This is a genomic window from Mycobacterium basiliense (genome assembly GCF_900292015.1).
Classification (GTDB): Bacteria; Actinomycetota; Actinomycetes; order Mycobacteriales; family Mycobacteriaceae; genus Mycobacterium; species Mycobacterium basiliense.
The window spans coordinates 581382-603848 of sequence record NZ_LR130759.1; the positions used below are offsets into that span (position 1 = coordinate 581382).

The following is a 22467-nucleotide window of genomic DNA, read 5'->3' on the forward strand; positions in this document are numbered from 1 at the left end:
GCACTAGACTCAAGGCTAAGTTGACAGCGTGGTGCTATCAGAGGCAGGCTTGAGCGGGGTTCACTCAGCATAGTGACGTAAGAAGCTCTACCTACTCAGGAGGATTCACCATGGCTCGTGCGGTCGGTATCGACCTCGGGACCACCAACTCCGTCGTCGCAGTTCTCGAAGGTGGCGACCCGGTTGTTGTCGCCAACTCGGAGGGCTCCCGCACCACTCCGTCGGTCGTCGCGTTCGCGCGCAACGGCGAAGTGCTGGTCGGTCAGCCCGCCAAGAACCAGGCGGTGACCAACGTCGACCGCACCATTCGTTCGGTCAAACGGCACATGGGCAGCGACTGGTCGATCGAGATCGACGACAAAAAATACACGGCTCCAGAAATCAGCGCTCGCGTCTTGATGAAGCTGAAGCGCGACGCCGAGGCCTACCTCGGTGAGGACATCACCGACGCGGTGATCACCGTGCCCGCCTACTTCAATGACGCCCAGCGTCAGGCCACCAAGGATGCCGGCCAGATCGCCGGCATGAACGTGCTGCGGATCGTCAACGAGCCGACCGCGGCCGCGCTGGCCTACGGCCTGGACAAGGGTGAGAAAGAACAGACCATCTTGGTCTTCGACCTCGGCGGCGGCACCTTCGACGTATCTCTGCTCGAGATCGGCGAGGGAGTGGTTGAGGTGCGTGCCACCTCGGGTGACAACCACCTCGGCGGCGACGACTGGGACGACCGCGTCGTCGACTGGCTGGTCGACAAGTTCAAGGCCAGCAGCGGCATCGACCTCACCAAGGACAAGATGGCCATGCAGCGGCTTCGCGAAGCCGCCGAGAAGGCCAAGATCGAGCTGAGCTCGAGCCAGAGCACCTCGATCAACCTCCCCTACATCACCGTCGACGCCGACAAGAACCCGTTGTTCCTCGACGAGCAACTGACTCGCGCGGAGTTCCAGCGCATCACGCAGGACCTGCTCGACCGCACCCGCAAGCCATTCCAGTCGGTCATCGCCGACACCGGCATCTCGGTGTCGCAGATCGACCACGTCGTGCTGGTGGGCGGTTCGACCCGGATGCCCGCGGTCACCGAGCTGGTCAAAGAACTCACCGGAGGCAAGGAGCCCAACAAGGGCGTCAACCCTGACGAGGTTGTCGCCGTGGGCGCCGCGCTGCAGGCCGGTGTGCTCAAGGGCGAAGTCAAAGACGTTCTGTTGCTTGACGTTACGCCGCTGAGCCTGGGTATTGAGACCAAGGGCGGCGTGATGACCAAGCTGATCGAGCGCAACACCACCATCCCGACCAAGCGGTCGGAGACCTTCACCACTGCCGACGACAACCAGCCGTCGGTGCAGATTCAGGTGTATCAGGGTGAGCGCGAGATCGCGTCGCACAATAAGCTGCTCGGCTCCTTCGAGCTGACCGGTATCCCGCCGGCGCCGCGGGGCGTGCCGCAGATCGAGGTCACATTCGACATCGACGCCAACGGCATCGTGCACGTCACGGCCAAGGACAAGGGCACTGGCAAAGAGAACACCATCCGGATCCAGGAAGGCTCGGGCCTGTCCAAGGAAGAGATCGACCGGATGATCAAGGACGCCGAAGCGCACGCCGAGGAGGACCGCAACCGTCGCGAAGAGGCCGACGTGCGCAACCAGGCCGAGACGCTGGTCTACCAGACGGAGAAGTTTGTCAAAGAACAGCGCGAGGCCGAGGGCGGCTCCAAGGTGCCCGAGGACACCTTGAACAAAGTGGACGCCGCTGTCAGCGAAGCGAAGTCGGCGCTTGGCGGAACGGATATTGCCGCGATCAAGTCGGCGATGGAGAAGCTCGGCCAGGAGTCCCAGGCGCTGGGCCAGGCGATCTATGAGGCCACCCAGGCTGACGCCCAGGCCGCGTCGGCGGCCGCCGGTGCCGCCGCGCCGGGCGGCGCTCAGGCCGGTGCCGACGACGATGTGGTGGACGCGGAGGTAGTCGACGACGACCAGGGTGCAAAGTGACCAACGGAAATCCGCAAACCGAAGGCAATCCGCAGGAGCAAGTCACCGTTACCGACAACCGACGGATCGATCCTGAGACGGGTGAAGTCCGGCACGTCCCTCCCGGCGATACGCCGGGAGGGACGGCGCCCGCGGATGCGGTGAACAAGATCTCCGAGCTAACCGCCGATCTGCAACGTGTTCAGGCCGACTTCGCCAACTACCGAAAGCGGGCGCTGCGTGATCAGCAGGCCGCCGCGGATCGGGCCAAGGCGGGGGTGGTCAGCCAATTGCTGCACGTGGTGGACGATCTGGAACGGGCGCGCAAGCACGGTGATCTGGACTCTGGTCCGCTCAAAGCGGTTGCCGACAAGCTGATGAGCGCGTTGAACGGGCTCGGTCTGACGCCGTTCGGTGCCGAAGGCGAGGATTTCGACCCGGTGCTGCACGAAGCGGTGCAGCACGAGGGCGATGGCGGCGAGGGATCCAAGCCGGTGATCGGCACCGTCATGCGTCAGGGTTACCAGCTCGGTGAGCATGTGCTGCGCAACGCCCTGGTGGCGGTGGTCGACACGGTTGCCGACGCCACCTCTGCGCCGGAGCCCACGGCGGCCTCGGCTGAGGGCGGCGCCGAAAACGGTGGGTCCGACACGGGCGATAACGCCGACGCCCCCGCTGAATAGGGCCCAGAATCAGGACGACAACAAAACATGGACATGAAGGTAAGGAGGTGACGCGGCATGGCCCAGCGTGAATGGGTCGAAAAGGACTTCTATAAGGAGCTGGGCGTCTCCTCCGACGCCACTCCCGAAGAGATCAAGCGGGTGGCTCGCAAGCTACTTGCGGAGAATCATCCCGACCGCAACCCCGGCAACAAGACGGCCGAGGAGCGGTACAAGGCCGTCTCCGAGGCCAAGGAAGTACTCACCGATCCGGCCAAGCGCAAGGAGTACGACGAAACTCGCCGGCTCTTTGCCGGTGGCGGATTCGGCGGCCGGCGGTTTGACGCGGGCGGATTCGGCGGCTTCGGGGGCGCCAGCTACGGCTCAGACGGCGCCGAGTTCAACCTCAACGATCTGTTCGATGCCGCCAGCCGCTCCGGCGGCACCAACATCGGAGATCTGTTCGGCGGCTTGTTCGGGCGCGGCGGCAGCGCCCGTCCGAGCCGGCCACGCCGGGGCAACGACCTCGAGACCGAGACCCAACTGGATTTCGTCGAGGCCGCCAAAGGCGTGGCGATGCCGCTGCGGCTGACCAGCCCGGCGCCGTGCACCAACTGTCACGGCAGTGGAGCGCGGCCGGGCACCAGCCCCAAGGTGTGCCCAAACTGCAATGGCTCCGGTGTGATCAACCGGAACCAGGGCGCATTCGGGTTCTCCGAGCCCTGCACCGACTGCCGGGGCAGCGGTTCGATCATCGAGCACCCCTGTGACGAGTGCAAAGGCACCGGCGTCACCACCCGCACCCGCACCATCAACGTGCGGATTCCGCCAGGTGTTGAGGACGGACAGCGGATCAGGTTGGCCGGACAGGGGGAAGCCGGCCTACGCGGGGCGCCCTCGGGGGATCTGTATGTGACCGTGCACGTGCGGCCGCACAAGATCTTCGGGCGCGACGGTGACGACCTGACCGTGACGGTTCCCGTCAGTTTCACCGAGTTGGCTTTGGGCTCAACGCTTTCGGTGCCGACGTTGGACGGGTCCGTCGGCGTCCGGGTGCCGAAGGGGACCGCCGACGGGCGCATCCTACGGGTGCGTGGACGCGGTGTGCCCAAGCGCAGCGGCGGAAGCGGCGACCTTCTGGTCACCGTCAAGGTGGCAGTCCCGCCGAATCTGGAAGGCGCCGCGCAGGAAGCGCTGGAAGCCTATGCAGCGGCCGAGCGGTCCAGTGGATTCAATCCCAGGGCAGGTTGGGCAGGTAACAGCTAAATGGCCAAGAGTCCGCGCGAAGGGGAAACCCGCACCTTTCTGATTTCGGTAGCAGCCGAGCTGGCCGGCATGCACGCGCAAACGCTGCGCACCTACGACCGACTCGGCCTGGTCAGTCCGCGGCGGACCACCGGTGGTGGGCGCCGCTATTCGGAGCGCGACGTCGACCTGCTGCGGCAGGTGCAGCATCTCTCGCAAGACGAGGGGGTCAACCTGGCCGGTATCAAGCGCATCATCGAGCTGACCAATCAGGTCGAGGCGCTGCAGGCGAGGTTGGCGGAAATGGCCGATGAACTCGAGACGATGCGCGCAAAGCAACGCCGTGAGGTGGCGCTGGTGCCCAAGAGCACGGCACTGGTCGTGTGGCAGCCGCGCCGGCCCCGCTGAGCTGCCCCCGGCCTGCTCCGACCCGGGGCGACGGCTCGGTCTAGTTGTTGAAGAAGCCGGAGAGGTTGGACCCGGTGTTGAAGAAGCCCGAGATGTAGGCCGCGGCGTCCTTGACCTTGCTGGTGTTGAACCAGCCCGAGACGGTATTGCCCACGTTCACCAGGCCCGATTGCAGATCGCCGAAGTTGTAGACACCCGAGGTCTGGCTGCTTCCCGAGCCGAAGGGGTCCATGCTGCCGTTCAAGAAACCCGAATCGTAGGCGCCGATGTTCCCTAGCCCCGATGTGAAGCCGGTGCCGGAGTTGAAGAAGCCCGACGAGTCGTTGCTGGTGAAGTTGAAGAAGCCCGGCGCTGGCGCCATGTCGACCGCGATGGCGAGCGGCCCGCCGTCGAGATTGATCGACGTGTTGAGCGCAGGGGGACCCACGGTGAAGTTCTGGCTGGAGCCGGCGATCTGAATGCTGGGGACGTTGATCGGGGGGATATAGAAGGAGTAGGGGAACGGGTAATTGAACTTGATTCCCAAGATCTTGTACGAGTAGCCGTATTTGCCGGAGATGGTGAACGACGAAATATCGAAGCTATGGATCTTTGCGCCGCTGATGTCGAGGCTGATCGGTGTTTGGAAGTTTGCGTAGATGTCGAGGTCCACCGGAACGGTGGGGACGTTGAGCGTGTACACGAAGCCCAGCTGGCCTAGCTCATTGCCACGCAACAAGAAGCCGTTGTTCATGCTGCCGGAGTTGAAACCACCGGTGTTGATGTCGCCGAGGTTGGCAAATCCGGTGTTGGTGTCGCCCACATTGAAGTAGCCGGTGTTGCCGACACCGGTGTTGAAGGAGCCGGTGTTGACGTCGCCGGTATTGAGATTGCCGGTGTTGTAGTTGCCCGCGTTCGCGACGCCGGTGTTGGCGATGCCGGAGTTGAACAGGCCCGTGTTGGCGATGGCCGTATTACCGATGCCGGTGTTGTAGTTGCCGGTGTTCCCGATGCCCCAGTTTCCGGTGCCCGAGTTTCCGATACCGACGTTGCCGGTACCCGAGTTGAACAGGCCGACGTTGTCGGTGCCGCTGTTCAGCGAGTCGAAACCGCGCAGGCCGTCACCGAAGAGCCCGATTCCGATGTTGTTGTTGCCGGTGTTGCCGAAGCCGATGTTGCCGTCACCGGTGTTGCCGATGCCGATGTTGTTGCTGCCGGTGTTGCCGAAGCCGAAGTTGTAGTTGCCGTCGGTCAACGAGGCACCGGAATTGCCGAAGCCGAAGTTGTTGCTGCCCAGGTTCCCGAAGCCGATGTTGTTGCTGCCGATGTTTGCGGCACCGAAGTTGAGGTTGCCGATGTTGGCGCCACCAAGGTTGATGCCGCCGACGTTGGTGGCGCCCAGGTTGAAATCGCCAACGTTGGCGGCGCCAAGGTTCAGGATGCCGAGGTTGGCAAAGCCCAGGTTGAAGGTGGTGCCGCCCGCGGAGTCACGGAACAGGCCGGCGAGGTTGGTGCCCGCATTTCCGACGCCCGAGAGATAGGCCGCCGTAGCGGTGTCCAGCCCGCTCGTGTTGAACAGGCCCGAAACGCTGTTGCCGTAGTTCGCTAGGCCGGATTGGACCGCGCCCAGGTTTCCGTAGCCCGAGAAGTCGGTGCCGGAGTTGAAGAAGCCCGATCCGCTGCCAGCGCCGTTGTTGAAGAAGCCCGATGAGTAGCTGGTGGTGGTGTTTCCGAATCCTGGGGCCGCGGCGATGTCAAACAGCGGGATGCCGACCAGGCCCTGGTAGTCGCCCCGTGCCAGGATGCCGTTGCTGTAGTTGCCGGAGATGAAAATGCCGGTGTCAACGTCGCCGGTATTGGCCCAACCGGTGTCGTAGTTACCCGAATTGAAGCCGCCCGTGTTGTAGCTTCCCGTGTTGGCGTCGCCCGTGTTGGCGCTGCCGGCGTTGAAGGTGCCGGTGTTGAAGTCGCCGGCGTTGGCGATGCCGGTGTTGGCGATGCCGGTGTTGAACAAGCCGGTGTCGTACCTGCCCGAATTGAATAGGCCGGCGTTGCCGACGCCCGAGTTCCCGATGCCGATGTTGTCGCTACCCGAGTTGAACAAGCCGATGTTGTTGGTACCGGAGTTGAACAAGCCGATGTTGCCGCTGCCGGTATTCAGGGCGCCGAAGCCGCGCAGTGCGTCGCCGTCGAGTCCGAATCCGATGTTGTTGTTGCCGTTGTTGCCGAAGCCGATGTTGCCGTCGCCGGTGTTGCCGAAGCCGATGTTGTTGCTGCCGGTGTTACCAAAGCCGACGTTGTAGTTACCGTCGGTCAACGAGGCGCCGGAATTGCCGAAGCCGAAGTTGTTGCTGCCGATGTTGCCGAAACCGAAGTTGGTGTCGCCGACGTTTCCGCCACCAAAGTTGAGGTTGCCGACGTTGCCGGCGCCGAAGTTCAGGTCCCCGATATTTCCGAAGCCCACGTTGTAGTCGCCAACGTTGGCCGCGCCCGCATTGAAGATACCGACGTCCGCGAAGCCGAGGTTAAATGTCGAATCCGGCGCATTGCCCGAGGCATCGTTGTAGAAACCGGAAAGGTCGGTGCCGATATTTGCAATGCCCGAAACAAACGCAGGCGTCGAGAAGTCCAGCGTGCTGGTGTTGAGGAATCCCGAGATGCTGTTGCCAAGGTTGCCCAAACCCGATTCAAGGTCGCCGTAGTTGCGCACGCCCGAGTTTCCGTCGATAAAGCTGACATTCAGGAAGCCCGAATTGTTGCTGCCGACGTTTCCAAAGCCCGAAGAGCTGCCATCACCGGAGTTGAAGAAACCCGACGACAGGCTGGTGGTCGAGTTCCCGAAACCGGGACCGGCCGGAATATCGACGAGTGGGATGGTGAAGGGGCCCAGGGTACCGTTGGTATTTACCCCCAACACCGTGGAACCGTCGGTGTTGCCGATAGTGCTGGTCAACGTGGGCCCGGAAATCGAGATGTCTTCGAACGTGATGGGGCTGATATTGAGGTCCCAATAGAGCTTGACGTTTACCTTGCCGACCCCGGGTATCTTGTATTTTATTTTGCCGTTGAGGTTGGCCGTGATCTTCGGCAAGGTGAAGCTGTCGATGATGATCGTCCCGACATCGACAGTGATCGGGAGACTTACCGGGAAGCTCAAATTCAGGTTCACCGGTATGGCCGGAACGTTGACCGTGTAGTTGAAGGCACCCAGGTTGCCCTGGAAATCGCCACGCCACAACAAGCCGTTGTTGTAATCGCCGGAGATGAGAGCGCCGGTGTTGACGTTGCCGGTGTTGGCCCATCCGGTGTTGAAGTCGCCCACGTTGAGCGAGCCCGTGTTGCTCTGGCCCAGGTTGAAATTGCCGGTGTTGTGGTCGCCGATGTTGAAGGCTCCGGTGTTGTAGTTGCCCACGTTGCCGAGGCCGGTGTTGACGGTGCCGGCGTTGAACAAGCCGGTGTTGGCCAGGCCCGAGTTGCCGATGCCGGTGTTGTAGCTGCCGGAGTTGCCGATGCCGGCGTTGCCGGTGCCGGAGTTGCCGATGCCGACGTTGTTGGTGCCGGAATTGAAAATACCGATGTTTCCGTCGCCCGAGTTCCAACCCCCGAACCCGTTCAGACCGTCGCCGTTTAACCCGATGCCGGTGTTGTTGTTGCCGGTGTTGCCGAAGCCGATGTTGCCGTTGCCGGTGTTGCCGAAGCCGATGTTGTTGCTGCCCGTGTTGCCGAAGCCGAAGTTGTGGTTGCCGTCGGTCAACGAGGCACCGGAATTGCCGAAGCCGAAGTTGTCGCTGCCGATGTTTCCGAAGCCAAAGTTGGTGCCGCCGATGTTTCCGCCGCCGATGTTTCCGTTGCCGAGGTTCCCGGGGCCGATGTTGAAGCTGCCGACGTTTCCCAGGCCCACGTTGTAGTCGCCGAGGTTGGCGCCACCCACGTTGAGACTGCCCTCGTTGGCGAAGCCCACGCTGAACATTCGATCCTCGACATCGCCGGCGAGGAAAAATCCCGAGAGGTTATTGCCGACGTTGGACACACCCGAGAGGTTGGCTGCCGTCAGGAGGTCCAGCGAGCTGGTATTGAACAGGCCCGAAACACTGTTTCCGAGGTTGGCGATACCTGACTCCAGCGCGCCGTAGTTCTTGATGCCGGAGTTTCCGAGGCTGTCGGTGGCGAAGTTCAGGAAGCCCGAATTGCTGCCGCCCCCGTTTGCAAAGCCCGACGCGGTCCCGTTACCGGAGTTGAAGAATCCCGACGAGGGCACGCTGGTCGAGTTGCCCAATCCCGGGCCGGACGGTACGTCGAGGACAATCGCCTGTACCAAGCCGGTGTCGACGACGAAGCTCGGCGTGAACACGGAATTTGGCCCGCCGATCGCGATGTCGATCACCGGACCGACAATCGTGATGGTCGGGAAGGTTTCGGGGCCGATTTTTCCGCTGACCACGCCGTAGGCACCGATCGGGATTTCGGGAATGGTGAAGCCCTCGATGACGGTGTTGCCGACGGTGAGGCTGATCGGGACGTCGATGGGGACGCTGAGGTCGAGGCTGGCGGTGACGGGCACCAGACCAAGCGCATAACTGAAGCCACCTTGGGCCCGATAGTCGGACCGCCACAAGATGCCGTTGTCGTAGTTGCCGGTCATCAAGGCGCCGGTGTTGACGTTGCCCCCGTTTGCCAGGCCGGTGTTGTAGTCGCCCAGGTTGAACCAGCCGGTGTTGTAGTCACCCTGGTTGGCGCCACCGGTGTTGGTGCTGCCCACGTTGTACGCACCCGAGTTGTAGTCGCCCGGGTTGCCGATGCCGGTGTTGAAGTTGCCGATGTTGAACAGGCCCGTATTGCCCAGGCCTACGTTGCCGACGCCGGTGTTGTAGCTGCCGGTGTTGCCGATGCCGGCGTTGCCGGTGCCGGTGTTGCCGATGCCGACGTTGTTGTTGCCGGAGTTGAACACGCCGATGTTGCCGCTGCCCGAATTCAGACCGCCAGCGAAATTGATGCCCTGCTGGCCGTTGCCGGTCAGCCCGATGCCGAAGTTGCCGTTGCCGTCGTTGCCGAAGCCGATGTTGCCGTCGCCGGTGTTGCCGAAGCCGATGTTGTTGCTGCCGGTGTTGCCGAAGCCGATGTTGTTGAACCCCGCCGTCAATCCCGGTCCGGCGTTGCCGAACCCGAAGTTGCCGCTGCCGAGGTTGCCGCTGCCGATGTTGTAGTCGCCGAGGTTTCCGCCGCCGAAGTTTGCTTCGCCGATGTTTCCGCCGCCGAAGTTGAGGTCGCCGACGTTTCCGTTGCCGACGTTGTAGTGGCCGATATTTGCGCTACCGAAGTTCAGGCCACCGTCGTTGCCGAGGCCCACGTTGAAGGTGGTGGCGCTTACGCCGTCACGAAGCACGCCCGCGATGTTGCTGCCGATGTTGCCCAAGCCCGATACATTGGCCGGCGTCGCAAGGTCCAGCCCCGTGGTGTTGTAGATGCCCGAGATGGTGTTGCCGACGTTGAACACGCCCGATTCCAGAGCACCGTAGTTGAGCAAGCCCGAGATTCCTGAGGCGCTTGAGGTCGTGTTGAAGAAGCCCGACGAGCCGCCGCTGCCCTGGTTGAAGAAGCCGGAGGACGGGCTGGCGCTGGTGTTCCCGAGGCCCGTGGTGGGTGGGATGTAGATCAGTTGCAGCTGGATAGGGCTGACGTCGTAGGAAAGGGACAGATCCAGCGATGCGGGTCCCAGCGTGGCATCTATCGGCGGGCCGACGATCGTGATCGGTGGGATGGTGATCGGGCCGATGTAGCCCCCGTTGAGGAAGGTCTGCTTGGGAATGGTTGCGCCCGGCGTGGTGATAGTGGGGATGGTGGCGCTGAAGGTGTTATCGAGCGGGATGCTCACGGCGTAGTCGCCGCTGGTCCCGCCAAAGTTAATCTTGAGATCGATGCCAAGCGCCCGGTAGTCGTCCTGCCAGAAGAGGCCGTTGCTGTAGCTCCCCGAGATAAATGCGCCCGTGTCGACATCACCGGTATTTGCAATGCCGGTGTTGAGGTTGCCCGCGTTGAACGCGCCAGTGTTGGTGTCTCCCGCGTTGTAGCTGCCCGAGTTGTAGTTGCCCGTGTTTGCCCAGCCCGTGTTGGCGAGGCCGGGGTTGAACACCCCGGTATTGCTCACGCCCGAGTTGCCAACGCCCGTGTTGTAGCTGCCCGAGTTCAGCACTCCGAAATTCCCGGTGCCGGAGTTGAGCAGTCCGATGTTTCCGGTGCCGGAGTTGAGCAGTCCGATGTTTCCGGTGCCCGAGTTCAGGGCGCCGAAGCCCATCTCGCCGTTGCCGGTGAGGCCGATCCCTATGTTGTTGCTGCCGGTGTTGCCAAAGCCGATATTGAAGCTGCCGGTGTTGGCTAAGCCCTGGTTGCTGCTGCCGGTGTTGCCAAATCCCTGGTTATTGCTGCCTGAATTGCCAAAGCCCTGATTGCTGCTGCCTAAATTGCCGAAGCCGAGGTTGTAGCTGCCGAGGTTTCCGCCGCCTAGATTTCCGTCACCGATATTGCCGTTGCCGAAGTTTCCGCTACCGATATTTCCCAGGCCCAGATTGGAAATGTCAACGCTGGCAGCGCCCAGGCTTGGTGGGCTCGATAGCGCCAGGCCCAGGTTGGGGATGCCCACAGCGCTTGCGGCGTCGGCGACCGCCGCCTTGGCGGCGGCTGCCATGCCGGCGCTGGCGGGGGCGGCGCTGGCGATGTTCGCTGCGGCCGCGCCGCCGACCCGGCTCGCCAATCCGGTCAAGGCCTGCCCCGGTTTGGTCAAGGGTGTCAACGCTGAGGCAGCCGCGGAAGCCCCGGCGTGGTAGTCGAACATGGCGGCCACATCCTGGGCCCACATTTGCTCGTATTGGGCCTCGACGGCCGCGATAGCCGGGGCCGCGAGGCCCAGCACGTTGGAGTTCACCAGCGCCACCAGCATGGTGCGGTTGGCATCGATCATCGACGGGTTGACCGTGGCCACCAGAGCCGCCTCGAAAGAAGCCAACGCCACCCGGACCTGATCGGCCGCCTGCTCGGCCTTGGCGCTCGCCGCGCTCAGCCACACTAGATAGGGCTGTGCAGCGCTGGCCATTGCCGCCGCCGCCGGACCTTGCCACGACCCGCCCGCCAGCCCTGAAGTCACCGACCCGAACGCACTCGCCGCGGCGAACAACTCCGCTGCGAGCCCATCCCAGGCCACCGCTGCCGCCAGCATTGGCCCCGACCCCGCGCCGAGGTGCATTCGGGCCGAATTGATCTCTGGGGGCAACGCCACAAAGCTCATTGGCCGCGCCTACTCGCCGCCACCAGGTGAAGGGCCGGGTGTTTCATGACAATAGTGACACTCATCCATAATTGCCGAGGGCTACTTCGGTCCTCAGGCTAACCGTTTTTGCGTATTCCGTTCCCGATTTCGGGTGGTTCGGCGAGAATTCGCAATGCTTAGTCGGGGATAGGACTACACGGTTTCGTCGTGGAAGAAGCCGGATAGTTGGCTTCCGACGTTCCCGAAGCCGGAGACAAACGCCTGCGTCATCAGGTTCAGGATGCTGGTGTTGTAGAAACCGGACAGGGAGTTGCCCAGGTTCGCCCAGCCCGATTCCAGGGTGCCGAGGTTCTGGAAGCCCGACAGCCCGGCACCGCCGGCGTTGAAAAAGCCCGAATTTTGCAGGAACGCGTTTCCGATGCCCGACACCGCGCCTTGGGCGTCGTTGAGGAAACCCGATGCGCCACCGGCTCCGGAGTTGAAGAAACCCGACGACGGGGCGGTGGTCGAGTTGAAGAATCCCGGGGTTTGCTGCCAGTTCAAGCCGAAGGTGAAGGGGCCCACGGTGCCGCTGTCGGAGAAGTCGACGATGCCCGTGATCGCGGTGTTTATCGGGGTCTGAGGATTGATTTCACTGGCGTCGATTTCGAACGGCCCGACATGCTCGGTGGTGATCGGAATGGTGGCCGAAACGTGCAGCACACATCCGACGAAGGGGATGTAGACGAGGCAGATCGTGATCTCCAAACTGATCGGGATCTCGAATTCGGCAATGGTGAACATGTCCTGGGTGATGGCATTGATGGTGCCAGTCAATGGGATGTCGATGTCGGAGCTCAGGCCGACGTTCCACGGGATCTCCGGCACGGTGGATTCGTAGGTGAAGCCCAGAAGACCCTGATAGTCGCCGCGCCATAGCATCCCATTGCTGAAATTGCCGGAAATGAACGCGCCGGTGTTGACGTTGCCGGAGTTCGCCAGACCCGTGTTGGAGTTGCCCTCGTTGAAGTAGCCGGTGTTGTAGTTGCCCGGGTTGAACCCTCCGGTGTTGTAGTCGCCCGGGTTGAAACTGCCCGTGTTGAAGTCGCCGGCGTTGTAGAAGCCGGTGTTGTAGTCACCCGCATTACCGATCCCGGTGTTGACGATGCCGGCGTTGAAAAACCCGGTATTGGTGGTGCCGGTATTGCCGATGCCGGTGTTGTAGCTACCGGAGTTACCGATGCCCCAGTTTCCGGTGCCCGAGTTGAAGAAGCCGATGTTGTCGGTGCCGGAGTTGAACAAGCCGATGTTGCCGGTGCCCGAATTCCAGCCCCCGAACCCGGTCATGGTGTCGCCGGTCAGCCCTATCCCGATGTTTCCGTCACCGGTGTTGCCGAAGCCGAGGTTTCCATTGCCCGTGTTGCCGAAGCCGATGTTGAAGCTGCCGGTGTTGCCGAAGCCGGTGTTGTTGAACGCGTCCGTCAATCCGGGACCGGCATTGCCGAAGCCGACGTTGCCGCTGCCGAGGTTGCCGCTGCCGACGTTGAAGCTGCCGAGGTTTCCGCTGCCGATGTTCGAGTCGCCGATGTTGCCGAAGCCGAAGTTTGAACTGCCGATATTGCCGTTGCCGAAGTTGTAGCTGCCGATGTTCGCGCTGCCCACATTCCAGAAGCCGGGGTTTGCGATACCGAAGCTGAAGGTCGTCGCGTCCGGACCATAGCGATACCAGCCGGCCAGGTCGGCGCCGATGTTTTGGAAGCCCGACAGGTTGGCCGGGGTTCCCACGCCGGTGTTGAGGACACCGGAGATGGCGTTGCCGAGGTTGGCCAGTCCGGATTGCTGAGACCCAATGTTTTGGAAGCCGGAGTTGCCCAGGGCCGCGGTGGCGACGTTCCAGATACCCGAGTTGTTTGCGCCCACGTTGGCAAAGCCGGACGCGCTTCCGGCGCCCAGGTTGAAGAAGCCCGACGATGGGCTGCTGGTGGCGTTGAAGAAGCCGGGCGCCGGTTTGAGGTCGATGAGCGGAATCTGGCCGGGGCCGAAGTTGAAGTAACCGCCAAAGTGCACGACGGTGGAACCATCGGTGTTGCCAAAGTTGAGCTGCACCGCGGGTTGCGTGCCGAAGTCAATGGTGATGGGTGTGTTCAACGGCGCCGAGGCGTCGCCGCCGTGGATGACGATCGGGCCGATCGGCGCGAAGACCGTGCCGCTGAGGATGGCCAGGTCGACCTTGCCCGAGGCGGGCACCACCGGGAAGGTGACGGCGGGGATGGAAATGTCGGTAATGGTGCCGGTGACCGGGATGTTGATCGGAGCATCGATCGTCATGAATGCCGGGATGCTGTTGATTGTGATGGTGTAGTTCGCCGACAGCTGCCCCTCGCTGTCGGCCCGCCAGAAGAAGCCGTTGGACATATCGCCGGTGATGAATGCGCCAGTGCCGAGATCGCCGACGTTGGCCAGGCCGGTGTTGTAGTTCCCGGTGTTGTAGGAGCCGGTGTTGTAGTCGCCCGGGTTGGCGATGCCGGTGTTGAAGACGCCGATATTGAACAAGCCGGTGTTGTAGTCGCCCGGGTTGGCGATACCGGTGTTGAAGGTCCCGGTGTTGACCAGGCCCGTGTTGTAGCTGCCGGTGTTGCCGATGCCGGTGTTGTAGCTACCGGAGTTACCGATACCCCAGTTTCCGGTGCCCGAGTTGAAGAAGCCGACGTTGCCGGTGCCGGAGTTGCCAAAGCCGACATTGAAGCTGCCCGAGTTCAGGCCGCCGATACCGATCAGGTTGTCACCGCTGAGGCCGATGCCGATGCCGCCGGTACCCATGTTGCCGATGCCGAGGTTGCCGCTGCCGGAGTTGAAGAAGCCGGTGTTGCCCGATCCGGCGTTGAACATGCCGGTGTTGCCGGTCCCGGAGTTGAAGAAGCCGGTATTGCCGGCGCCGGAACTCAGCGACCCGAACCCGGATAGGCCGTCGCCGGTGAGCCCGATGCCGATGTTGTTGTTGCCGGTGTTGAACAGGCCGATGTTGTTGTTGCCGGTGTTCGACCATCCTTGGTTGTTGTTGCCGGCGTTGGCCAATCCGACGTTGAAGTCGCCCAGGTTGAACAGACCCGTGTTGCCGACGCCGTAATTCAGCGGTCCCAACCCCACCTGGCCGTCGCCGGTGAGTCCGATCCCGAAGTTGCCGTTGCCGGTGTTGCCGAAGCCGATGTTGCCGTCGCCGGTGTTGCCGAAGCCGAAGTTGTTATTGCCGATGTTGCCGAAGCCGATGTTGTTGAACGCGTCCGTCAATCCCGGACCGGCGTTGCCGAACCCGAGGTTTCCGCTGCCGAGGTTTCCGCTGCCGATGTTGTTGGAGCCGACATTCCCGAAACCGATGTTGGCGCTGCCGATATTTCCGCTGCCCACGTTGAAGTCACCGATGTTCCCGCTGCCGAGGTTCAATCGACCGAGATCGCCGAGACCTGCGTTGAAGATCGTGCCGGCGGGGTCGCGGAGCACGCCCGACAGATCCGTGCCGATGTTGAAGAAGCCCGACAGGCCGGCCGGCGTCGTGAGGTTGGCCGTGCTGGTGTTGTAGAAGCCCGACACCGTGTTGCCCAGGTTTGCCCAGCCGGACTGCAGCTGACCCGCATTTTGGAAGCCCGAATTCCCATTGCTGCCCAACGCGGTATTCCAAAAGCCCGAATTGTTTGCGCCGACATTTCCGAAGCCGGAGGTAGTTCCGGAACCCGAGTTGAAGAAACCCGACGATGGGGCCGAGGTCGAGTTGCCGAAACCGGGTGCCGCCGGGATGTCGAGCAGGACGATGCTGATGGGACCGGCGCCGCTTCGTATTGCGATGGGTATCGAACTGGAACCATCCGGATTACCGATATTGAGATCGATGACCGGCAAGGTGCCCGTGATGGTTGGGATGGTGATCGGCCCGATTTTGAAGTCGGTGATGCTCAAGGCGTTGATCGTGATGGCGGGAATGCTGAAGCCGTTGAGGGCCAGCCCGCCGAGGTCGGCGTAGATGGGGATATTTACCGGGATATTTATGTCGAAGTTCAGCACCGGGAATTCTGGGACATAGATTTCATAGTGGGCGCCCCACAATCCCTGGTAATCGCCCCTCCAGAAAATACCGTTGCTGTAGCTACCCGAGTTGAATGCGCCGGTGTTGACGTTGCCCGCGTTCGCCAGCCCGGTGTTGTAGTCGCCGGCGTTGGAGAAACCGGTGTTGTAATCGCCCGTATTGTCTAGGCCGGTGTTGTGGTTGCCGGTATTGAACAGGCCGGTGTTGTAGTCGCCCGGATTGGCCAGGCCGGTGTTGGCGGTGCCGGCGTTGAACAGGCCCGTGTTGTAGTCGCCCGCGTTCGCGATACCGGTGTTGCCGGTGCCCGGGTTCCACGAGCCCCAGTTGCCGATGCCGGAGTTGGCGAACCCGGTGTTGGTGTTGCCGGAGTTGCCGATGCCCCAGTTTGCGGTGCCGGAGTTGAAGACGCCGGTGTTGTTGGTGCCGGAGTTGAAGAAGCCGGTGTTATTGGTGCCGGAGTTGAACAGGCCGGTGTTGTTGGTGCCGGAGTTCAGACCACCGGCGAAGTTGAAGCCCTGCTGGTTGTCGCCGGTGAGTCCGATGCCGATGTTGTTATTGCCGGTGTTGAACAGGCCGATGTTGTTGTTGCCGGTGTTGGCAAGGCCCTGGTTGAAGCTGCCCGCGTTCCCGAGACCGAGGTTGTAGTCGCCGAGGTTGCCCAGGCCGATGTTGTAGTTCCCCAGGTTTCCGGGGCCAAAGTTGTATACGCCCTGGTTTCCGGAGAAGACATTGAAGCTGCCGATATTGCCGTTGCCGACGTTACTGTTGCCGACGTTTCCGAAACCGAAATTGTTGTTGCCGATGTTGCCGCTGCCGATGTTGGCGATGCCGATGTTGGCGACGCCCACGTTGCCGATCGGGTTGTCGTTGAAGAAGCCTGCGACACTGTTGCCAATGTTCCCGACGCCGGAGATGTTGGCCGGTGTCAGCACGCCCAGGTTGCTTGTATTGAGGAAGCCCGAGATGTTGTTGCCGAAGTTGGACATACCCGACAGCAGGTCGCCGAAGTTCTTGTAGCCCGAGATTCCCGAAGTGCCAGAGGTCAGGTTGAAGAAGCCTGAACTGTTTCCGCCGGTGTTTCCGAAGCCGGACGCGGTTCCGCTGCCGGTATTGAAGAATCCCGAGGACGGGGTGCTCGTCGAGTTTGCGAAGCCGGGGGCCGCCGGTATTTCGATAATCGGGATCTTGATCGGCAGCAGCCCGCCGGTACCGACGATGTCGATCAAGGGATCCGGGCCGGTACCGAGATTCAGGTTTATCGCCGGCAGTCCGAGCACGATATTGGGGATGGTGATCGAACTGACATCGACGGCCCGCACTCCGATGCCGACGATGTCCAAATCGACGGTGGCTGCCGGGATGGTGAAGGACTGGACGGTGTAGACGCCCAGCGTGCCGGCGATCGGGACGTCGAGATAGATCGGCACGTGGAGGTTCAACGGGATCGGGGTGTCGGGAATCGTAATGGTGAAGTCGACACCCCACAGGCCTTGGTAGTCGCCGCGCCACAGTAGGCCGTTGCTGTAGTTACCCGAGATGAATGCGCCGGTGTTGACGTCGCCGGAGTTGACAAAGCCGGTGTTGTAATTGCCGGTGTTCAGGTAGCCGGTGTTGTAGTCGCCCGGGTTGAAGCCCGCCGTGTTGTAGCTTCCGGTGTTAAAGCTTCCGGTGTTGTAGCTGCCGGGGTTGACGAAGCCCGTGTTGACGTTGCCGGCGTTCAAGAGGCCGGTATTGACGTCGCCGGAGTTGAAGAGACCGGTGTTGGTGGCTCCGGTGTTGCCGATGCCCCAGTTGCCGGTACCGGAGTTGAAGATGCCGGTGTTGTTGGTGCCGGAGTTGAACAGGCCGGTGTTGTTGGTGCCGGAGTTGAACAGGCCGGTATTGCCGGTCCCCGAGTTCAGACCGGCACCGAAGTTGAAGCCCTGCTGGTTGTCGCCGGTGAGCCCGATACCGATGTTGTTGTTGCCGGTGTTGAACAGGCCGATGTTGTTGTTGCCGGTGTTCGACAAACCCTGGTTGTTGTTACCGGCGTTCACGAAGCCGATGTTGTAGTCGCCGAGGTTCGCCGAACCGATGTTGTAGTCGCCGAGGTTTGCCGAACCGAAATTGAAATTGCCGAGGTTCGCCGAACCGAGATTGTTGAATCCGGCGTTGCCCAGGCCGAAGTTTGCCGCACCCAGGTTCGACAAGCCGATGTTGGCATCCCCGGAGTTTCCGAAGCCCACGTTGCCCTGGCCGATGTTGGCCAGGCCCAGATTCCAGGCCGACGCGCCCGACACCTGGTCGCGGAAAAAGCCCGCTAGGTTGATCCCGACGTTGGACACGCCCGAGAGGTTGGCCGGTATTCCGGTGCCGGTGTTGAACAGGCCTGAGATGGCGTCGCCGATGTTGATAAAACCGGACAGCCTCGGGCCGAAGTTCTTGAACCCGGAGGTCGTAGTGGTGGCGAAGTTCTGGATGCCGGAGATGTCGGAGCCGAAGTTCGCGATGCCCGATACGGTTCCGGTGCCGCCGTTGAAGAAACCCGATGACGGGCTGGTCGTGGTGTTGAAGAAACCCGTGACCGCCGGGATGTCGAAGACAGTCCAGTCGACGGGACCGAGGCTGGCCGTGGCGGGAATCGATATCACGGTCGTGCCGCCGGGGTCGCCGATGTTGAGCACCACCGCGGGGCCGGTGGCGGTGACCGGCTGCAGGGTTATGGAATTGATCGTTCCGGTCAACACCGGCAGCGGTCCCAGCGAGACGGTGAAGCCAAAGTTGATGTCGTCCATCGTTATGCCGCTGTAGAGGGTGTTGGTAAAGCTGGCGGTGATGGGGACATTGATGGGAGCTTGCGCGTCAACGTGCGCCGGGATCTCAGGAACGTGGATCACATAGCTGGCGCTGACCTGACCTTGCTCGTCGCCCCGCCAGGCGAAGCCGTTGCTCAGGTCGCCGGTGATGAAGAGGCCGGTATCAATGTCGCCCGCGTTGGCGAAGCCGGTGCTGTAGTTGCCCGTGTTGTACCAGCCCGTGTTGAAATCACCGCGGTTGGCCACGCCGGTGTTGGTATTGCCGGTGTTGAACAACCCGGTGTTGTAGTCGCCCACGTTGGCGATGCCGGTGTTGACCATGCCGGTGTTGAATAGACCCGTATTGGTGCTGCCGGCATTGCCGATTCCGGTGTTGTAGTTGCCGGAGTTGCCGAAGCCCCAGTTGCCGGTGCCGGAGTTGCCGAAACCGACGTTGTTGGTGCCGGAGTTGAACAGGCCGATGTTGCCGCTGCCCGAGTTCAGACCGCCGGCGAAATTGATGCCCTGCTGGCCGTTGCCGGTCAGTCCGATGCCGAAGTTGCCGTTGCCGGTGTTGCCGAAGCCGATGTTGCCGTTGCCGGTGTTGCCGAAACCGATGTTGTTGTTGCCGGTGTTGCCGAAGCCGAAGTTGTTGAACGCGTCGGCAAACGCCGGGCCGGCATTGCCGAACCCGAAGTTGCCGCTGCCGATGTTGCCGCTGCCGATGTTGCTTCCGCCGACATTGCCGAAGCCGATGTTGCCGCTGCCGATGTTGCCGCTGCCGAAGTTGAGGTCGCCGATGTTTCCGCTACCCACGTTGAGGTGACCAAGGTCGGCCAAGCCCGCGTTGAAGATCGTGCCGTTGGCGTCTCGCAACACACCCGCTAGGTCGGTGCCGACGTTGAACAGCCCAGAAAGGTTGGCCGGCGTCGTGGTATTCGCTGTGCTGGTGTTGTACAGGCCCGACACCGTGTTGCCCAGGTTTGCCCAGCCCGAATTGAGCGAGCCAAAGTTTTGGATACCTGAGTTTCCGACCGCGGCGAGCCCACTGTTCCACAGGCCCGAACTCGTGGCGCCGAAGTTTGCAATGCCGGACGTGCCGCCGGTGCCGGCGTTGAAAAAACCAGACGATGGGTTGGCCGTCGTATTTCCAATTCCGGGAGCCGCCGGAATGTCGAGGAATGTAATCGTGCGGCTTTCGATCGCACCAACAATACTGATGGGTATGTTGGTGGTAGGCCCGCCGACGTTAATGGTGATGGTGGGCACCGTCAGCGTGGATGCGCCGAGGTTGATGGGGCCCAGGAAGAACAAGCCGCCCAGATAGTAGGTCCGGGGGAACACCGACCCCGCCTCGGTAACCTGTATTACGTTGCCGCCCACGGTGTATACGTCGTTGATCGGAATGATCGTCTGCACGTCGATGGGAACGTAGGGCGTGTCCACCGAAATGTTGATCGCGATCTGACCCTGGTTGTCGCCGGCCACCAGGATGCCGTTGTTGTAGTTTCCGGTGTCGAAGAAACCGGTATTGACATCGCCGGGATTGTAAGAGCCGGTGTTCGTATCGCCGGGATTGAAGTTGCCCGTATTGGTGCTACCCACGTTGAGGCTGCCCGTGTTGGTGTCGCCGACGTTGAAGCCACCGGTGTTGTAGCTGCCGGTGTTGTAGAAGCCGGTATTGGTGGCTCCGGCGTTGAGGAACCCCGTGTTGAACTGCCCGGCGTTGCCGCCGCCCGTGTTCTCGGTGCCCGGATTCCCGATGCCCCAGTTTGACGCACCCGCGTTGAGCACGCCCCAGTTCCCGGTGCCCGAATTTCCGATGCCGACGTTCCCGGAGCCCGAATTGGCGATGCCGATGTTTGCGGTGCCCGAGTTGAACAGGCCGGCGTTGCCGATGCCTGAGTTCAGCGGCCCGATTCCGATCTCACCATCACCGGTCAGGCCGATGCCGAGGTTTCCCGAACCGGTATTCGCAAAGCCGATGTTGTTGTTGCCGGTGTTGGCGAAACCCTGGTTGTAGTTGCCGGCATTGCCGAAGCCGACGTTGTAGTCGCCGAAGTTCCCGGGCCCGATGTTGTAGGTTCCCAGGTTTCCGAAACCGACGTTGACGGCGCCAATGTTGGCCGCCCCAAAGTTCAAAGTGCCGTTGTTTCCGCTGCCGAAGTTTTGGCTGCCGATGTTGCCGTTGCCGAAGTTCTGGCTGCCCAGGTTGCCGCTGCCGAAGATGTTGTAGCTGCCGACGTTGCCGCTACCCAGGATGTTGTAGTCGCCGACGTTGCCGCTGCCCAGGATGTTGTAGTCGCCGACGTTGGCGTTGGCGAGGATGTTTCCCACCCCGTCGTTGGCCAACCCGATATTGAAAGTTGTTGGGCCACGTAAGAAGCCGGCCAAGTTGCTGCCGGTGTTGAAGAAGCCGGAGACATTGGCCGGAATTGTGATAGCCAGCAGGCTCGAGTTGAGGAATCCCGATACGGTGTTGCCTGAGTTCGCCAGGCCTGACTGCAGCACACCGGTGTTTGCGAAGCCCGAGTTGCCGATGGCGCCTGACGAAAAGTTGACAAAGCCGGAGTTGTTGGCGCCGTAGTTCAGGAAGCCCGATGCACTGCCTTCGCCGCTATTGAAGAAGCCGGACGAGAGGATGGTGGTCGTGTTTCCGAACCCCGGACTGCCGAAGATCAGGCCCTGATAGTCGCCGCGCCACAAGAAGCCGTTGCTGAAGTTGCCCGAAATCAGCACACCGGTGTTGACATCACCGAAGTTCACCAAGCCGGTGTTGTAGTTCCCGCCGTTCAAGTAGCCGGTGTTGTAGTCGCCAACGTTGAAGCCACCGGTGTTGCTATCGCCGGGGTTGTAGCTGCCGGTGTTGTAGCTGCCGGTGTTGGCGATCCCGGTGTTAGCGATGCCGGCGTTGAAAAAGCCGGTGTTGGCGTCACCGGAGTTGCCGATACCGGTGTTGTAGCTATTGCCGGAGTTGCCGATGCCCCAGTTTCCGGTGCCCGAGTTACCAATTCCGACATTGTCGGTGCCGGAATTAAACAAACCGATGTTACCGCTGCCTGAGTTAAACCCGCCAAAGCCGGAAAGATTGCTGCCGGTGAGTCCGATACCTCGGTTTCCGTCCCCGGTGTTGCCGAAGCCGATGTTGTTGTTACCGGTATTTCCGAAGCCGATGTTGTTGTTGCCGGTATTTCCGAAGCCGATGTTGTTGAGCGCGGCGGTCAATCCCGGACCGGCATTGCCGAATCCGATGTTTCCGCTGCCGATGTTTCCGCTGCCGATGTTTCCGCTGCCGAAGTTCCCGGAGCCGACGTTGCCGTCGCCAATGTTGCCGTTGCCGATGTTGTCGGTGCCGATGTTTGCCCAGCCCAGGTTGACGTCGAACGCGGACACCGCCTGGCCCAACGGGCCGGGCAGTACGGCCGCCGGCAACGGGAACGGTGTCAACGCGGCTGCCACCGCAGAGGCGCCGGAATGGTATCCGAACATCGCGGCCACGTCCTGGGCCCACATTTGCTCGTAGGCGGCCTCAGCGGCGGCGATTGCCGGAGCATTTTGTCCGAACAGGTTGGACAGGATCAGCGAAACAAACTGTGAGCGGTTGGCGGAGATGACGGCTGGTTCGACCGTCGCCGCCAGCGCTGCCTCGAACGAGGCGGCCGCCAGCCGTACCTGTGCGGCGGCTTCCCCGGCCTGGGTCGCCGCCGTGCTGAGCCAGCCCAGGTAGGGTGCGGCCGCGCCGGCCATCGCCGTCGACGCCGGGCCCTGCCAGGCCGCGCCCGCGAGATTGGAGGTCACCGAGGAAAACGCAGCGGCTGCCGAACCCAACTCTTCAGCCAGGCCCTCCCACGCCGACGCCGCTTCCAGCATCGGCCCCAACCCGGCGCCGACGTACAAGCGCACCGAGTTGATCTCAGGGGGCAGTATTGCGAAATTCATCACTCGTCCCGGCTAAATCAATTCATCAATCGTCGAAAAAGCATAAGTACCACCGCAATAACGTTTTTACCAGAACGTGCCTCGGAGAGATTTGAAGCTCCCGCTTCGACGATTATTTAATCGTTGGCGGTACTTCGCTTTCGATTCGCAAAAATTTTTGGTGTGTTGTCTCCGG

General features: G+C 61.9%; 6 protein-coding genes. 4 read left to right on the forward strand and 2 right to left on the reverse strand.

Annotated elements, in window-relative coordinates:
- Window positions 1-110: 110 nt before the first annotated feature.
- The 4 genes from dnaK to MB901379_RS02590 are packed head-to-tail and all read left to right on the forward strand — an operon-like array spanning window position 111 to window position 4282.
- Complete coding sequence (dnaK, locus tag MB901379_RS02575) at window positions 111-1988, forward strand: molecular chaperone DnaK (protein ID WP_158015227.1); 1878 nt, start codon at window positions 111-113, stop codon at window positions 1986-1988.
- Window positions 1985-2650: a nucleotide exchange factor GrpE gene (grpE, locus tag MB901379_RS02580; RefSeq protein ID WP_158015228.1), complete on the forward strand. Its 666-nt coding sequence runs from the start codon at window positions 1985-1987 to the stop codon at window positions 2648-2650. Before dnaK ends, grpE begins: the two co-directional genes overlap by 4 nt.
- Before the next feature lie 57 nt (window positions 2651-2707).
- On the forward strand, window positions 2708-3895 hold the full coding sequence (dnaJ, locus tag MB901379_RS02585) for a molecular chaperone DnaJ (RefSeq protein ID WP_158015229.1): 1188 nt from the start codon (window positions 2708-2710) through the stop codon (window positions 3893-3895).
- The gene (locus MB901379_RS02590) at window positions 3896-4282 is read left to right on the forward strand and encodes a heat shock protein transcriptional repressor HspR (protein WP_158015230.1); all 387 of its coding nucleotides are present in this window, start codon (window positions 3896-3898) and stop codon (window positions 4280-4282) included. It abuts the gene before it with no gap.
- A gap of 40 nt (window positions 4283-4322) precedes the next feature.
- Here the strand turns inward: MB901379_RS02590 and MB901379_RS02595 are convergent, their stop codons facing one another.
- Window positions 4323-11540: a PPE family protein gene (locus MB901379_RS02595; protein ID WP_158015231.1), complete on the reverse strand. Its 7218-nt coding sequence runs from the start codon at window positions 11538-11540 to the stop codon at window positions 4323-4325.
- Between the two features lie 174 nt (window positions 11541-11714).
- Window positions 11715-22292, reverse strand: a complete 10578-nt coding sequence (locus MB901379_RS02600; RefSeq protein WP_158015232.1) for a PPE family protein — start codon at window positions 22290-22292, stop codon at window positions 11715-11717.
- Window positions 22293-22467: the final 175 nt, after the last annotated feature.

Excerpts from the sequence above, each read along its gene's own strand:
- MB901379_RS02600 (WP_158015232.1), bottom strand. The coding sequence starts at position 22,292 with ATGAATTTCGCAATACTGCCCCCTGAGATCAACTCGGTGCGCTTGTAC.
- MB901379_RS02590 (WP_158015230.1), top strand. The coding sequence starts at position 3,896 with ATGGCCAAGAGTCCGCGCGAAGGGGAAACCCGCACCTTTCTGATTTCG.
- dnaJ (WP_158015229.1), top strand. The coding sequence starts at position 2,708 with ATGGCCCAGCGTGAATGGGTCGAAAAGGACTTCTATAAGGAGCTGGGC.
- MB901379_RS02595 (WP_158015231.1), bottom strand. The coding sequence starts at position 11,540 with ATGAGCTTTGTGGCGTTGCCCCCAGAGATCAATTCGGCCCGAATGCAC.
- dnaK (WP_158015227.1), top strand. The coding sequence starts at position 111 with ATGGCTCGTGCGGTCGGTATCGACCTCGGGACCACCAACTCCGTCGTC.